Source organism: Streptomyces sp. NRRL B-1140 (genome assembly GCF_001280065.1).
Lineage (GTDB): Bacteria > Actinomycetota > Actinomycetes > Streptomycetales > Streptomycetaceae > Streptomyces.
Map to the genome: position 1 here is coordinate 22603 of NZ_LGEA01000036.1, position 14680 is coordinate 37282.

The 14680-nt window shown below is 69.0% G+C and carries 10 protein-coding genes; 6 read left to right on the forward strand and 4 right to left on the reverse strand.

Annotated elements, in window-relative coordinates; genetic code table 11:
- Positions 1-2 precede the first annotated feature (2 nt).
- On the reverse strand, positions 3-551 hold the full coding sequence (locus ADK65_RS05445) for a DUF2563 family protein (protein WP_324614245.1): 549 nt from the start codon (positions 549-551) through the stop codon (positions 3-5).
- A gap of 412 nt (positions 552-963) precedes the next feature.
- Here ADK65_RS05445 and ADK65_RS05450 point away from each other — a divergent pair, with 412 nt between their 5' ends.
- From ADK65_RS05450 to ADK65_RS38425, 3 genes are all read left to right on the forward strand, one after another.
- Positions 964-1485 (forward strand): hypothetical protein, encoded by a 522-nt coding sequence (locus ADK65_RS05450; RefSeq protein WP_053668653.1) that lies wholly within the window; start codon positions 964-966, stop codon positions 1483-1485.
- Positions 1486-1610: 125 nt separating this feature from the next.
- Positions 1611-3944, forward strand: a complete 2334-nt coding sequence (locus ADK65_RS05455) for a hypothetical protein (RefSeq protein ID WP_053668654.1) — start codon at positions 1611-1613, stop codon at positions 3942-3944.
- Between the two features lie 79 nt (positions 3945-4023).
- On the forward strand, positions 4024-4545 hold the full coding sequence (locus tag ADK65_RS38425; protein WP_159038726.1) for a hypothetical protein: 522 nt from the start codon (positions 4024-4026) through the stop codon (positions 4543-4545).
- Positions 4546-4741: 196 nt separating this feature from the next.
- Here the strand turns inward: ADK65_RS38425 and ADK65_RS05465 are convergent, their stop codons facing one another.
- Genes ADK65_RS05465 through eccB form a run of 3 tightly spaced genes read right to left on the reverse strand, consistent with a single transcriptional unit; the run spans position 4742 to position 8164 of the window.
- A complete protein-coding gene (locus ADK65_RS05465) occupies positions 4742-5344 on the reverse strand; it encodes a hypothetical protein (protein ID WP_053668656.1) in 603 nt (200 codons plus the stop codon).
- A complete protein-coding gene (mycP, locus tag ADK65_RS05470) occupies positions 5338-6591 on the reverse strand; it encodes a type VII secretion-associated serine protease mycosin (protein WP_234352801.1) in 1254 nt (417 codons plus the stop codon). The genes ADK65_RS05465 and mycP overlap by 7 nt, the downstream gene beginning before the upstream one ends.
- A gap of 46 nt (positions 6592-6637) precedes the next feature.
- On the reverse strand, positions 6638-8164 hold the full coding sequence (gene eccB / locus ADK65_RS05475; protein ID WP_053668658.1) for a type VII secretion protein EccB: 1527 nt from the start codon (positions 8162-8164) through the stop codon (positions 6638-6640).
- Between the two features lie 206 nt (positions 8165-8370).
- Between eccB and eccE the strand changes: the two genes are divergently transcribed.
- From eccE to ADK65_RS05490, 3 genes are all read left to right on the forward strand, one after another.
- Positions 8371-9699, forward strand: a complete 1329-nt coding sequence (gene eccE / locus ADK65_RS05480; protein ID WP_053668659.1) for a type VII secretion protein EccE — start codon at positions 8371-8373, stop codon at positions 9697-9699.
- Positions 9699-10508, forward strand: a complete 810-nt coding sequence (locus ADK65_RS05485) for a hypothetical protein (protein ID WP_053668660.1) — start codon at positions 9699-9701, stop codon at positions 10506-10508. The genes eccE and ADK65_RS05485 overlap by 1 nt, the downstream gene beginning before the upstream one ends.
- A gap of 231 nt (positions 10509-10739) precedes the next feature.
- A complete protein-coding gene (locus ADK65_RS05490) occupies positions 10740-14522 on the forward strand; it encodes an SCO5717 family growth-regulating ATPase (RefSeq protein ID WP_234352802.1) in 3783 nt (1260 codons plus the stop codon).
- Positions 14523-14680: the final 158 nt, after the last annotated feature.

The window sequence follows — 14680 nt, forward strand, 5'->3', positions numbered from 1 at the left end:
GGTCAGGCCCCAATCCCGGACTCGTCTTCGCGGCTGTATTGGCCGCTCTTGTCGTCCTGCATCGATTCGAGTTCCCAGCGAATCGCCCAGAACCGCCGACGCTGGTCGTCTTCGAGCTGGTCGTAGCCGTTGGCCGCGCCCTTGACCCCGATGGCGATCGCCTCGATGTGAAGATGCAGCGTCTTCGACAGCGCTGTGAGCTTCTCGTGGACGCTGTTGTACTGGGCATGCAGGCTCTGCGCTTCAGGAAAGACACCAGCCGACCCATTACTCAAGGACGATGCCTTGATCGTCTGCGCACCCACCTTCGTCGGGTTGCCGGCGGACCCCTCAAGATCGCGAAGCACCGCGTCCACTCGGTCGACGAAGTCCTTCAACAGTTCGCCACTGACCTCCAGGTCCGCCGCCCTAGCCGCCGACACGCCCCCCATGTCCGCTGGAAGCACGACGTTCCTCCCCGTTTCCCCGTGAACATCCGTCGGCCCGACCAGATCCGGACCGACCACTCGCGCGCCGATCGCAGGGCGAGCCGCGTCGGACAGCGCGTTCACCACTCTAGTCAACCAGCACAATGGGACCAACCGTCCCACGTCTTAGCTCAGTTACGAGTCTCGTGCTACAAGCCACCCACCGACGCGTTCACCGTTTCACGAGTTGCCCTCCAACCCACAGCGAGTCCCCGGGCGGTCTCCGCTCCACTGCGGCCGCTGGCGGCAGCAACTCCGAGCAGCCAACACCGGCCTGCAGGCCTGTACACGGGACCGCGAGACCCGTGCCCCCGGACCACCGCCCGGCGGGCACCTCCCCCAAATCTTCACTGCGGACAATCCGTACACAAAAGATCCTGCTCCCTCCATGCCAAGCCCGGTTGCTAGGTTGGTCCTCAACCACAGCCCCCGGAATCAAGTCATCCCATCGGCACGAGCTCCGGGAGCCGATCAGTACGGGGGAAGAGGTCGACCCATGGCATGGGACGAGTGGGAGCAGCTCAAGACTCAGGCTGCCGAGCAGCAGTCCACGCACATGCAGTTGAACCAGCTCGACCCCGGTGACGGATCGCCGGGTTCGGCGGGAGGACCGTCGTCATACGGCGACCTGAAGGTCGCCAACGCTTCCCTGACGAAGATCAGCAAATCCGCGCACAGCTTGTACAACGCGCTGTGGGACAAGGCCCGCGTCTCTGTCCCCAGCAGTGACTCCGCGGCCAGCGACCTGTCGAAGCAGGGCTTCGCGCTCGGAGCGGGGCTGCAGCACGTGTCGAACCGGTGGGAGCAACAGCTCAAGTCCCTCATGGACGCGTGTGCGCAGATCACGAACCATCTGCAGGTCACCAAGAAGATCCACGCCGGCGACGACAACTTCATCGTGCGCCAGATGAGCAGCATCGACACTTTGGACGCCGGTTTCGACGAGCGCGTGGGGCAGCCCGGCGAAAAGAATCCCGTGTACGGGGAGAAGAAGGACGAGAAGAAGAAGGACGAGTAGCGGCGGCCTAGGGGACGCCCGTGTGGTTCCCGCCGTTCCGGCCGGACACCGGCACACGGCTCAGCGACTCACTCAGCCGCAGCTCGACACTTCTGCAACTCCTGGACTTCTGGGGATAGAGACCGATGGACCTCGAAACTCTGCGCGACGCCAACTTCAAGCTGCTCGACGACGCCGTCACGGACTGGTCGACCTTGGTCAAGCACCTGGAGACGCTGAAGAAAGACGCCGAGGACGAACTGCACCAGGCAGCGAACAAGGCGGACTGGGCTGGTGTGAACGCTCAGGTGTCGAAGGAGTTCATCGGTAAGACGGCCGGTGAGTTTGGCGACGCGCACACACAGGCGACGACCATCCACAAGATCCTCGCGGACACACGGACAGAGCTGAAGGGTTATCACCAGCAGCTCGTCAATGCAATAGACGGCGGCCGGAAGAGCAACCTGAGGGTCATCGGTTACGAGGGCGGGTTCACCGTCACCACGGACGTGCCGCCGGAGGGCCGGGCGCGGCAGGACAAGGACAACCAGTCCGAGATCAACGGGCTGCGCGATCAGCTCCAGAAGATCCTCGACAAGGCGACCGAGAGCGACAACTCGGCCAAGACCGTCCTGCAGGCCATCGCCGACCAGAGCAAGCTCGGCTTCTCGGACGCCTCGTACAAGGACCGGGACAGCGCGGCTGAGGCCGTCAAGCAGGCCGACGAGCTGGCGAAGCTGGCGCGGAAGGATCCCAAGGACCTCAGCCCCGAGGAGTTCGACCGGCTCCTCAATGGGCTCAACAAGTACGGCAACGACGATCTGTTCGCCGAACGGTTCGCCACGACGCTCGGTCCGCAGAAGACGCTGGAGTTCTGGACCGGCGTCAACGACCCGCACCGGGGCAACTTCGAGCTCGGGCGGGAACGGCAGGAGAAGTTCGACGATCTGCAGCGCAGCCTGGGCACTACGCTCGCCAACGCCACGCAGAGCGACTCGGTCGCGATGAGCGAGTGGAAGCGCACGATGATCGACATCGGCGACAAACCGGTCTACGGCAACAACGCCGGCGGCCCCATGGGCTTCCAGGTCATGAGCAACCTGATGCGGACCGGCGACTACGACGACCAGTTCCTGAAGGACTACGGCAACAAGCTCATGGCCACCGAGCGCAAGCTCACCGGCAACGGCGAGCACCAGAACATGGCGTGGCAGCACATGGGTGCGGACCCCTGGCTGAACCGCATCGGCGAGGACAGCGGCTCCGACCCGCTCACCGGTTACCTGAAAGGCCTCTCCAACAGCCCGGACGCGGCGACGGACTTCTTCAACCAGGAGTTCATCAACAAGGACGACGAGGGCAACCCCTTCGAGCGGGACACCGACGGCAACGGCAAGAACGGCAAGGTCACGCTCTCCAACTTCCAGTACCTCTTCGAGGAGCGTGAGTGGCCGAAGGAGAGCGACCTCAAGGGGGACGATCTCCACACAGGGAAGAACAATCTGGCGCTCGCTCTGGAGGCAGCAACCACTGGCCACCCAGCCGGCGAGCTTCCCACCAAGGACACTCCCGCACACAACGAGGGCCAAACCAAACTCTTCGAGGCCATCGTCGCGTCGATTGCGGATAACGACACACGACTCACCGAGAGCGCTTACATGTCGGACAGCATGGGACAGATCGCTTCCGAGTACCTGCCCGACATCAATCGCGCGACGACAGAGGTCGACCCGCATCCGGAGCGGGACGACGAGGACAAGAAGGACGCCTGGGAACGAATTGAGAAGCTTTACCCCGTGTTCGGTTCGTCTGCCGAGTTGGAACACAACGAGGTGTCACGCTTCCTCTTCGCCGTGGGCCAGAATCCGGAGGGATACGCCGCAGTCGAAGTGGGTCAGACGAAGTACATGGGCGACTTGATGGAGTACCACCTCAACCCGGACCTACCGGAGAGTCAGCGCCCGCATCACGACTTGGAACTCACTGTTCGATCCATCGCCCGGCACTCGGGCGACGTTTCGGGTGTTCTGGCCATGGGCCGCAACGAGGCTGTCGCCTCCGAAGCCGTCAAGTCGGATGAGGAGTACGACCACTCGATGGCCCAGTGGAAGAACGTGATCTCGGGCACAGTTGGTACCGGAGTCGGCGTCGGCACCTCGTTCATCGCCACGCCTGCCGTAGGAGCGGGGGTCGGTGGCGCTGCGGGCACTGTCACGAGCGTAATCCTGGAGGAGTTGTTCAAGGACGCGGAGGGCAGCGCAAAGGACGATGCAGGGCCCAAGATCGGTGATGACTGGCAGAACGGCCGCACGACCAACATGGAGTACACACGTCGAGCAGCGTCGGAAGCCGCCAGAATGTACAACTTGCAGCACCCGGGGGATGTCGCGTCATGGGCGGAGGATGAGTCCTCGAAGGCATTCCTCGATGCTGGGGAGTACATGCGAACAGTCGCGCCGGACCTTGTCACGGATATCTGAGACAGCCAGCGTGTTCAAGGCACTCTCTAGCTTCTGAACCGCCAAGGGCACGTACTTGGACCAACGAGAGGTAGTCATTGTGATCGAACGACGAGTGGCGGAAGTATGTGTACTACTCACCGCGTTCAGCATGCTCGTCGGCTGCTCTCGCGAAAAACAGGGATACGAGGTGCCTAGCGCTCTGTGCGGCGCCACAGTGAACCGCGGAGTCGTCTCCGATCTCCTGCCGACTGGGAATCGGATCGAAACCGAGGAGAAGCACCCGGTGTATCGGAGGAGCGAGTGCCAGGTGAACGTCGACGGCAAGGCCGCTCTAACCCTCAGCCAGGAGTGGTGGGAAGATGGTGACACCGTCGTCGACGTTGCCGCCTCCGTTCCGCAGCTTGAATCAGCCAGGCTCACAGATGATGCCGGCACGTACGTCGGCTCCGGCACAGGGGCGGTGATGAAGGTAGCGGACTGCACCAGCCCAGATCATCCAAATCACACTCTTTTCACCGGGCTGCAGGTCCACGCTGACGATGTCAGCGACGATGCCGCGGTGAAAAAGCTGATCACCTCCTACAGCCAGTCCGTCGCCGACTCGGACACATGCCGCTGACGCGAGGCGGGACCGTAGCCTGGTCCGACAGGCGGTCACACCGTGCGTGCTCGTGCTCCTGTTCAGCTGCGCTGGCGGCAAGGCGGACAGGGGCGAATCACTCGACGCCCAGCGGACATAGGCAACCCTGCCCGCAGAGCAGGCTCAGGCCGTGAAGGCGCGCCTTGCGCCCCCCTGTGCGGCTTCACCTGACCAGTCAGCACGCCCCTTCCTGTGTGGTCACCGTGAGCCGGTAGCCCAGCTCGGTGTACGTCCCCTCGCCTCCCGCGATGCCCGGCGGCGTGTAGTCGTCCTCCTTCGAGCGCACGCGCTCGATGTGGACGCAGAATTCGGCGTCGGCGCCGTTCGCGGAGACGGTGAAGTACGCGTCGGCGTTCGTGTTGCCGTCGGCGGCTGAGGCGGCGACGCCGTCCTGTGGGGCGTCGCCGCCGTTCTCGACGACCTCGCTCTCGAGGAGCGTCTCGTACTCGTACATGGGGACGACGGGTTTGCCCGACTCGTCGACCCGATACAGGAACCCGTCGAGCTCGTGCGTGGCCTGTTCCACCGCGCTCTGCAGCTCGTCGTCGCTCCACTTCCAACGGTCCTGCACGTCGACGCCTCGAAAACCCATCACTGCGCAGACTGCCGCCATGCCTATGAGGGTGATGCGGGCGACGACGAACGCCACGTCCGGGACCTCGGGCGCGGACGGGTTCAGGGACTCGCGCCAGGAACGGACCCGCTGCGCCTTCACACAGGCCATGAGGATCAGCAGAGCCGCCAGCACGAAGAGGATGATCGACAGTTGCGTCAGCATGCCGGGCCTCCCAGGCCTCTCCGCCGACGCCGCGCGTCCCGCACCGCCACCGCCGTGCCGCTCAGTCCCGCTGCCAGGACGAGACCTCCGACCACGACATAGGTGCCGAGGCGGGTGTTGCGTTCCTCTGGTGTCTCTCCGAAGTGGACGGGGGCCACCGAGGGCGCTTCGGCGCCAACAGGGTTGCGTTCCGGGCGGGGAGACTCGACGGGGTGCGCAGGGTCGACGTCGGTGAGGGCCTTGACCGGGTCGACCACGCCCCAGCCGACGAGGATGTCATGTCCGGGGATGGTGCGTTCCGCGGTCTGTTCGATCTGAGCGACGATCTGCCGTGCCGTCCACTTGGGATACTTGGCCTTCAGCAGGGCGGCTACGCCGGCGACGTACGGGGCCGAGAAGCTGGTGCCGTTGTCGGAACAGTGGCCGTCGCCGGGGACGGTGGAGATCATGTCGACGCCGGGTGCGGCGACCCCGACGAAACTGCCGGACTGGGAGAAGGGGGCGCGCTCGTTGTTGCGGTCCGAGGAGGCCACGGCGAGGACGCCCTGGTACGACGCGGGGTAAGTGACCTTGACGTTGCCGCCCAGCCCGTCGTTGCCGGCCGAGGCGACGATGACGACCTGTCGGCTGAGGGCATGGTTCACCGCCTGTTCCAGTTCCGCGGCCGGTTTCACGGCGTTGGCCGTGTCCTGGGAGATGTTGATGACGTCCGCGCCCACGTCCACCGCATGGCGGATGGACTGTGCCAGGGTGAGCGCCGTGCCGTTGCCGTCCGCGTCGTTCTGCTTGATCGGGATGATCGTGGCCTCGGGGGCCAGGCCCACGAAGCCGGTCCCCGCCACGGGGCGGGCGGCGATGATGCCGGCCACGCGGGTGCCGTGGCCGACGGTGTCCGTCGTGCCGCTCGCGTTGCCGCGCTCGATCTTCTCGCCCTTCTGGTTCTTCTCGGGGAGGAAGTTCTTACCCTTCGACGCGTCGACGGCCTCGGTGAGCTGGGGATTCTTGACGTCGACACCCGTGTCGACGACAGCGACCCGGATCCCTTCGCCCTTCGTCTGCGCCCACAGCTCGTCGAGATTGATGCGTTGCAACGACCAGGGGCGGCCTTCGTACTTCTCCGACGGGAAGGTGCACTGGCCGCTGTCGTCCGCCCGGGCCTCGTGGATCGGGAGGACGAGTTGGGTCGTCGCGCTGACGACCGTCGTGGCGAGCAGCGTCACCACCAGCGAGCGGCTTCTGGTCCTCACGTCGCCTGCTTTCAGCATCAGTCGCTCTCCTACCGAATGCCCGCGGCTACGAGCCCTGCGGCTGTCGGGCCGCCGACTCGGACAGGCGGGGGCCCGTGGGCAGGAACCTCGACCAGGCCAGAGGGACGGGGGTCGGGTCAACCTTCTCGTAGCCGAGCCTGGTCTGGGCGATCTTGGCCTCGGTCAGTGCCTGCTCGCGCTGCTCCTTGGAGGTACCGATGCCCTTGTCCTCGGTGGCGCTGTCGCTATTGGACTGCAGCGCATAGCGCAGGCCGGTGTCGGTGACCAGGAAGACGCTGCCTGCCTTGGTCTCGGTGCCCTGGAACTGGCGGTAGAGCTGTCCGGAGCCGGCGGTGACATACGCGCTGGAGGAGCCGGTGGGCAGCGAGGCGGGGAAGTCGGTGCCGACCCACGTGGATAGGGTGGTCGTGCCGTTCTTCGTGTCGACCGAGCGCAGGACGTTGCAGACGGTGTTGCGGCCGGTGGTGGCGCTGGTGCCGTTGTTGACGGTCTTCGGCTTGTACGTCGGCCACTTCTTCTCGCCACGGAAGGCGGTGCTGTCGACCACCGCGCCGGGGGCGACCTGTTGTGCCTCGCCTGTCTGCCCGACGGCGATGAGCTTGCCGCTGTTCAGCAGGAGGGTTGCGGTGAACTCGCTGATCCGGGCGACCTCGCCGGGGAGGACGACGTAGTACTGCATGCGCGTGCCGTCATAGGCCTTGATGACCATGCCGACTTTGTCGTACTCACCGAGGCTTTCGGACGCGCCGGCCTCGGCGCCGGGGGTGCCGTCGATCGAGGGGATGGTCAGGGGGTCGCCCTTGTGCAGGGTGTCCAGCCAGTCCTGGGAGACGCGCTGCGGGGCGCGGCCCTGGGTGTCGAGGGCCTTGAGGAGTTCTTTGTCGGTGGGGTCGCCGAGCGGGTAGGCCCAGCCGCGGTCGTCGACGACGTACTGCGTTTTGCCGTCCGGACCGACGACGTACATCAGGTCGCTCCCGGAGAGCTTGTGGCGGCCCTCCGTCCTTGTCCACTCCTTCTCGGCCAGGACGAACGCCGCTTTCTGGATGGCCCGTCCGCCGTCGCTCGGGCGCTCGCAGACCGCCCAGCGCTTAGCGGCCTCCGCCTCATCGGTGGAGGGCAGCCGGTCGGGGGCGTACGGGATGCCGAGGGTGGCACCGTGTGGGGGCTTGCCGCTGTCGAGGACCTTCTCGTCGACTGTGATGATGCTGTTCTTGTCGGGCTTCAGCAGCAGTTTCGCCGAGGCCATGTTGAGCACCGGGTGAAGCTGCTTCTGGCCCTTCGTCTTCAGGACGACGTATCGCGTCGTCGAGTCGCTGGCGACGATGACGTGTTCGTTCGGGGTGTCCCAGCCTCTCGGGGCGGTGGGGCTGAAGAGCCCGATGGCGCCGAACACCGCGAGGATCACCACGGCAACCACCACCCCTGGCCATACCGCGCTCAGCGGCTTCGGCGCGCCCTCCTCGGAACCCGACGGCGACGGCCGCAGAAACGAAGCGAGTGTGCGACGCTTCGCGAAGGTGTAGGCGTTGAGTTCATCGCGGCGTGATGCCATCCGTGTCCGCTCTTTCCCCGTTGCGGAGCCCTGGGGACGGTGATGGTGACCGTCGCCCGGCCGTGGTTGCCTCTGGTGCCTCGTTGTCAGGCCCGGCCCCTACTATGCCTGTTGCGTGACCGTGCGTGTGTCACGGGCAGTGGGCTCAGGACTCGCATGAGCGAGTGGGTAGAGGTATTCGTGAGACATTCGGGGGGTTTGGGGTGATGGCTTCCGCACGGCGGTCACAGTCACGATCGCAATCGAGGTCGCGTTCGGGCAGCGCCGGTCGGCCGGTGCCCAGCGACGGCGGGGCGGCGTCAGGCAATGTCACGCCGCACCTGAGGGCACGTTCGGGGCGCGGAGGTTCCTTCGCCGTGCAGCGGCTGGTGTTGCTGGAACTGGCCGCGGCACTCGTCATGTGCGGCTGGGTGATCGGGACATACGCGCTCGTCCCGGCCGCCGTCGTGGCCGGGATCCTCGTGATGCTCGCGCTGGTGCGGCGCCGAGGGCGCTCCCTGCCCGAGTGGCTGGCCCGCGTGCAGGCCCTGCGCTCCCGCCGCCGCAGAGCCTCCAACAGCACAGTGCCGCCGGGCACGGACCCGGGGCTGGCCCCTGCCGTCGAGTGCGACCCGAGCCTGCGGACCTACAGCTACAGCCGCGGCAACGACCGAGACCAGCGGCCCGTCGGCATGGTCGGTGACGGTGGCTTCCTCACCGCGGTCCTACAAGTGGAGGCAGACTTCGGGGCGCTGCGCGCGGAGCGCGGCCGCCGCCCCCTCCCCCTCGCCCCGGTGCGGGACGCTCTGGATGTCGACGGAATCCACCTGGAGTCCGCCCAAATCGTGGTGCACACCCAGCCCGCGCCCGCGCCGCACCTGCCCCAGCAGTCGGTCGTGGTGACCAACTACACACAGCTGCAGGGGCAGACGGCCTCTCCGGCCGTCCGCATCACGTGGATCGCACTGAAGTTGGACCCTGAGTTGTGCTCGGAGGCGGTGGCCGCCCGCGGCGGCGGCCTCGTCGGGGCCCAGAAGAGCCTGGTGCGGTCCGCGGAGCATCTGGCGAGCCGGCTGACGGGTGCCGGGTTCCGGGTGAGCGTGCTCACCGAGGAGGAGGTGACCTCGGCCATCGCCACCTCCGCCTGCGCAAACCCGACGGTGACCACCCAAGCCGGGCACAACGAGGCGCCCCGGCGACGCACCGAGGAGACCAGTCGCAGTTGGCGGTGTGACAACCGCAGACACACCACGTACTGGGTGCGCCGCTGGCCCTCCCTCGGCGGCTCCGGCACCGGTCTGCCGCAACTGGTCGCGCAATTGACCGCGGTGCCTGCCCTTGCGACGACGCTCAGCCTGACACTTGCCCGGAGCGGACAGCAGGAGGTAGCCCTTACTGGGCATGTGCGGGTCACCGGGCGCAGCAGCACAGAGCTCGCGTCGTCACGGCGCGAGTTGGAACGCGTGGCGCGGCAGGCGCAAACCGGACTCGCCCGACTCGACCGGGAGCAATTGCCCGGAGTCCTGGCCACGTTGCCGCTCGGAGGTGCACGCTGATGGCCCCCCTGACGACCCCGATCTCGTCCGCCAACTACCCCACGGCGCCCGGTCCGGATGCGGTCCCGCCGTCCCGGACCCGCTCCGATGGCGGCGGCCTTGCCGTGCGGCTGCGCACCGGCTTCGGACTGCTCGGCCCACGCCATCCGCGACACACGCTGCCGGTTGACCAGCTCGACGCGTTGTCGCTGCCCATCGGTGACGATGGCGTGGTCGTCGGCGTCACCCCCCAAGGCCAGCCCGCCGTGCTCGGGGTGAACCGTCCGACGCCTTACGACGTGCTGCTGATCGGCGGCCTGTGGACGGCCCAGGTGCTCGCCCTGCGCGCCGCGGCGACGGGCGCGCGGGTCGCCGTCGAGACCGGCCGCGCCCAGCACTGGTCGCAGATCGTCCAGGCAGTGGGCGGCGGCCAGTCAGGGATGACGGTGCACGACGTGGGCCGAGTCCCTCCCCTCGGCGCCTCGGCCGGCAACCCGGTCCTGGTGGTCCGGGACTGCGGTATGCGTCCGCCACGCGGACGCGTGGTGTCGGCTCCCTGGCAGTCGGTGCTCACCCTGCTGCCGTATCTCAGCCCGGTGGCACCCAGGCTGATGCGTCAGGCGCGGCTCACCGGAGTGCAGCGGGTGTCGCCCGACGAGGCGGCCGAGGTAGGCCGGGTGATCGGCCTGCCGCGCACCGAGTACGAACCGCTACCGACCCTCGCTGACGGGATGACCCTGTGGTGCACCGACGGTGACCGCCAGTACGTCATGACGCAGCCCACGGACGCCGAGATCGGTCTGCTGGGTATGGCCCGGCGGATGGACTGACCGCGAACTCGCGTTGGTCCAACCGACTTTGTGTCGGACGCACCCCACGCGGACGGACACGCCTGCCGTGTCCGCCTCTTTCTTGATTAGGCTGGGGCGGGGGACGAGGCGATGACCCAACAGGGTGACGCGATATCGGGGGTGGCCCAGGGGGTAGCCCACTGACTCGTGCGACAGCAAGGGTCGCCCCAGCACGGCATGAGGGTGCTCGAGCACACCAGGAGGAACACTGTGAGCAGCGATCGGGACGGGATCCGCGGGGGCTGGGCGACACCCGGCGATGACCAGCCCGACGCGGAGTCCGCAGCGGAGATGACGGGCGAGTTCACCATCGACTACGCCCCGCCCGCCTGGTACACGCAGAATGCCTCGGGGAGTTCGTCCTCGGGGCAGGGGGCGGGCGGGTCCGAGGACTCAAGCGCTCCCGGGGCGCCCGGCCCCGGGGCGATCGGCGCTTCCGGCGTGCCCGGTGGCGCCGGAGCCGCCTGGGCGCCTGGGGGTCCGACCGTGCCGAAGGGACCCGTGCCGCCGCTGCCCGGGCTGACCCGACCGGCGCACGCCAATCCTGACGGTGGGCCTTCGGCCTCTCCGACGTCCATGCCGGGGCAGGCCTCCCCACCGGCTCCGGCGCCCGGGGCGCCCTTCACGCCTCCCGCGCCGGCCCCCGCTCCGGGCGCCCCGTTCACGCCTCCCGCGTCCGCGCCGGGTGCGCCCTTCGCACCGCCTGCGCCGCCTGCGCCCTCTTCGGAGGGCCCTGCGGCCGTGCCCAGGCTTCCGATGGGCAGCGGATTCGAGCCGCAGGGGTCGCCGCACGGCGAACAGTCTGAGGGGCAGGTGGAGGCGCCCGCGGGGGATGCGGCTTCTCCTGCGGCCGTGCCGCACATCCCCGTCGGCGGGCATCAGCCGCAGTGGGCCCCGCCGGCTCCGCCGGAGGCCCCGGCCGTCCCGGCGAATCCCGCGGTCCCGGCAGCTCCGCCTGTCGCTTCGGTGGCCCCAGTCGCTCCCGAGGCTTCGGCCGTGGCGGCTTCCGATGATGCCGCGGAGCCAGAGAACGGCGATCTGGAGAGCGGCGCCACCATGCGCTTCTCCGCCGTCGCCCTGAAGCGGGAGATCGAGGAGCGTGCCGCTGCGGAGGCGGCCTCCGCGCCCGCCGCCCCTGAAGGGTCCGAAGGCTCCGCAGACACCGACGCCCCCGAGGCCACCGAGGCGAAGAACGCCGACGAGGCCGTAGGCGGGCTTCGACCCGACGACGCGGAGGACGTCGCTCCCGCTGCGGAGGGGGACGACTCCCCAGCGGCTTCGGATGACGCGCTGGACGTGGACTCCTTCACGGACGTGCCACCACCGCTCGCTGAGGCCGAGTCGGGGAACACGCGCCCCAAAGCGGAGGACGTGGAGTCCTCGGCCGCCGAGGCCGACGACGCCGACTCCGAGCCGGCACCGGTCGATGACGCGCAGCTTGAGGACACGAAGCCCGAGGCCGGCCTGTCTGAGGACGCGCAGCCCGGGTACGCGCTGCCCGGCTCCGACGAGTCCGAGCACGCGGTACCCGCCGACGCCGAGCACGAGGGTGAGGACTCGGTGGCGCCAGCTGCCGAGCCGGCCGACGCGCCCCTCGCCGACCACGCGTCCGCGCCGGGCCAGCCCGAGGACGCCGCACCGCCGGCACCGGCCTCCCCCGATGCGCCGCACGGCACGCCGCCCGGCTTCACTCCCCCGCCCCCGCCGGGCGTGCCGCCGCTGCCGCCGTCGTACCAGCCGGCCGCTCCGGCCCCGGCGAGCGAGTGGCCCGCCCAGCCGCAGCAGCAGCCGCAGGCGCAGCCCTGGGACCCGAACACGCCCGCTCAGCCGCAGCCGACGGCCGCACAGGGACAGCACCCGGTGCCGCCGCAGCCCTCCGTGCCGGTACAGCAGCCGCCGGCGCAGCAGCCAACGTTCCAGCCGCAGGCGCCGCAGCCCGCGCCCGCCGCATGGAACCAGCCTGCCGCACCGGCGCCGCCCGCGCAGCCCACCCCGCAGCCCGGCGGTTACGGCTTCCCGCACCAGGGCACTCCGCCCACCGCCCCGCCCGCCCCGCAAGGCGGATACGGCTTTCCTCAGCCGGGCGCTCCGGCTCCGGATGCCCAGCAGCCCTCGGCTCGGCAGCCCCAGAGTGCGCCGGCCCCCGCACCCGACGCCCAGGGCGGCTACGGCTTCCCGCACCAGAGCACTCCGGCCACCGCTCAGGGCGGATACGGCTTCCCGCACCCCGGTGCTCAGCCCCCGCACCAGCAGGTCCAGCCGCAGCCTCACATCCCGCCGCAGGCCCAGCCCCACACCGAGGGCCACACCCCGCAGGCCGGCCCGTCGGGACAGCCGCAGCCAGGGCAGCAGCCCCAGCAGCCCGTCGACCCCCGCACCGGCGCCGCCTGGCCTCAGCCCATGCAGCACGACCAGCGGCAGCCGACCAACCCCGGGGTCGCGCCGCTCGGTTACACCGCTGCCGTGGAGCTGTCGTCCGACCGGCTGCTCAACAGCAAGAAGCAGAAGGCGAAGAGCAGCCGTCCGGCGGCCGGTGGCGGTCGGTTCAAGATCGGCGGCAAGAGGGAGGAGGCCGAGCGGCAGCGCAAGCTCGACCTGATCCGTACGCCCGTGCTGTCCTGCTACCGGATCGCGGTGATCAGCCTCAAGGGCGGTGTCGGCAAGACGACCACGACCACCGCGCTCGGCTCCACGCTCGCCACCGAGCGGCAGGACAAGATCCTCGCGATCGACGCCAACCCGGACGCCGGCACCCTCGGACGCCGGGTGCGGCGGGAGACCGGGGCCACCATCCGTGACCTCGTCCAGGCGATCCCGTACCTCAACTCGTACATGGACATCCGGCGGTTCACGTCGCAGGCGCCCTCCGGCCTGGAGATCATCGCCAACGACGTCGACCCGGCCGTGTCCACGACCTTCAACGACGAGGACTACCGGCGCGCGATCGACGTGCTGGGCAAGCAGTACCCGGTGATCCTCACCGACTCCGGTACCGGTCTGCTGTACAGCGCGATGCGCGGTGTACTGGACCTCGCCGACCAGCTCATCATCATCTCGACGCCGTCCGTGGACGGTGCGAGCAGTGCGAGTACGACGCTGGACTGGCTGTCGGCGCACGGTTACGCCGACCTCGTCTCGCGGTCCCTCACCGTCATCTCCGGGGTCCGCGAGACCGGGAAGATGATCAAGGTCGAGGACATCGTGACTCACTTCGAGACGCGCTGCCGGGGCGTCGTCGTCGTGCCCTTCGACGAGCATCTCGCCGCCGGTGCCGAGGTCGACCTCGACATGATGCGACCGAAGGTGCGGGAGGCGTACTTCAACCTGGCGACGATGGTCGCCGAGGACTTCGTCCGGCACCAGCAGTCGCACGGGCTGTGGACCTCCGACGGCAATCCGCCGCCGGTCGCGGCCCCGCCGATGCCGGGCCAAGCCGGGCCGGGGCAGCTCTACGGCCAGCCCGGGCAGCCTCCGCATCCCGGTCTGCAGCAGCCTCCGCATCCCGGTCTGCAGCAGCCCGCTCCTGGACAGCAGCAGGCTCCCGGCCAGCCGGACCAGTACCCGCAGCCGCCGACGCCGCAGCCCGGGCAGCCCTACGCCCAGCCCGGGCAGCCGTACCCTCAGCCGGGACAGCCCTATGCCCAGCCGGGACAGCCCCCGGCCCAGCCCGGGCAGCCGTATCCGCAGGCCGCGGGCCAGCCGCCCTTCCCGCAGCCCGGCCAGCCCGGGCAGCCGGGACAGCCCGGCCAGCCGGTGCAGCAGTCCGGGCCGCCGGCGGCCCATCCCGGCCAGCCGTACCCCCAGCCCGGGCAGCCCCCGGCCGCTCCCCCGCAGCCGGGCTATGGCTACCCCCAGCCCGGGCAGCCGGGCTACGGCTACCCCCAGGCCGACCAGCCGGGCTACGGCTACCCCCAGGCCGACCAGCCCGGGCAGCCCGGGCACCCGGCCCAGCCGGACGGGCAGACGCCGCCGCCCCCGCCTCCGACGCAGTAATCGCCTCACCCGATCGGCCCCTTCTCAGGGGCCGGTCCCCGCTCCGGCCCGCGCCGCTTCGACTCGGCGCGGGCCTTGGCGCGTTCAGGGGCGAATTCCGTTGCCAGGCCCTGGCCAGGGGCGCGTCAGTGGTCTCGACCAATGGGTGCGGAACGCTC

What these genes read in the sequence shown, in the direction of transcription:
- ADK65_RS05450 (WP_053668653.1), top strand. Translation starts at nt 964, where the DNA reads ATGGCATGGGACGAGTGGGAGCAGCTCAAGACTCAGGCTGCCGAGCAG.
- ADK65_RS05455 (WP_053668654.1), top strand. Translation starts at nt 1,611, where the DNA reads ATGGACCTCGAAACTCTGCGCGACGCCAACTTCAAGCTGCTCGACGAC.
- ADK65_RS05465 (WP_053668656.1), bottom strand. Translation starts at nt 5,344, where the DNA reads ATGCTGACGCAACTGTCGATCATCCTCTTCGTGCTGGCGGCTCTGCTG.
- eccB (WP_053668658.1), bottom strand. Translation starts at nt 8,164, where the DNA reads ATGGCATCACGCCGCGATGAACTCAACGCCTACACCTTCGCGAAGCGT.
- eccE (WP_053668659.1), top strand. Translation starts at nt 8,371, where the DNA reads ATGGCTTCCGCACGGCGGTCACAGTCACGATCGCAATCGAGGTCGCGT.
- ADK65_RS05485 (WP_053668660.1), top strand. Translation starts at nt 9,699, where the DNA reads ATGGCCCCCCTGACGACCCCGATCTCGTCCGCCAACTACCCCACGGCG.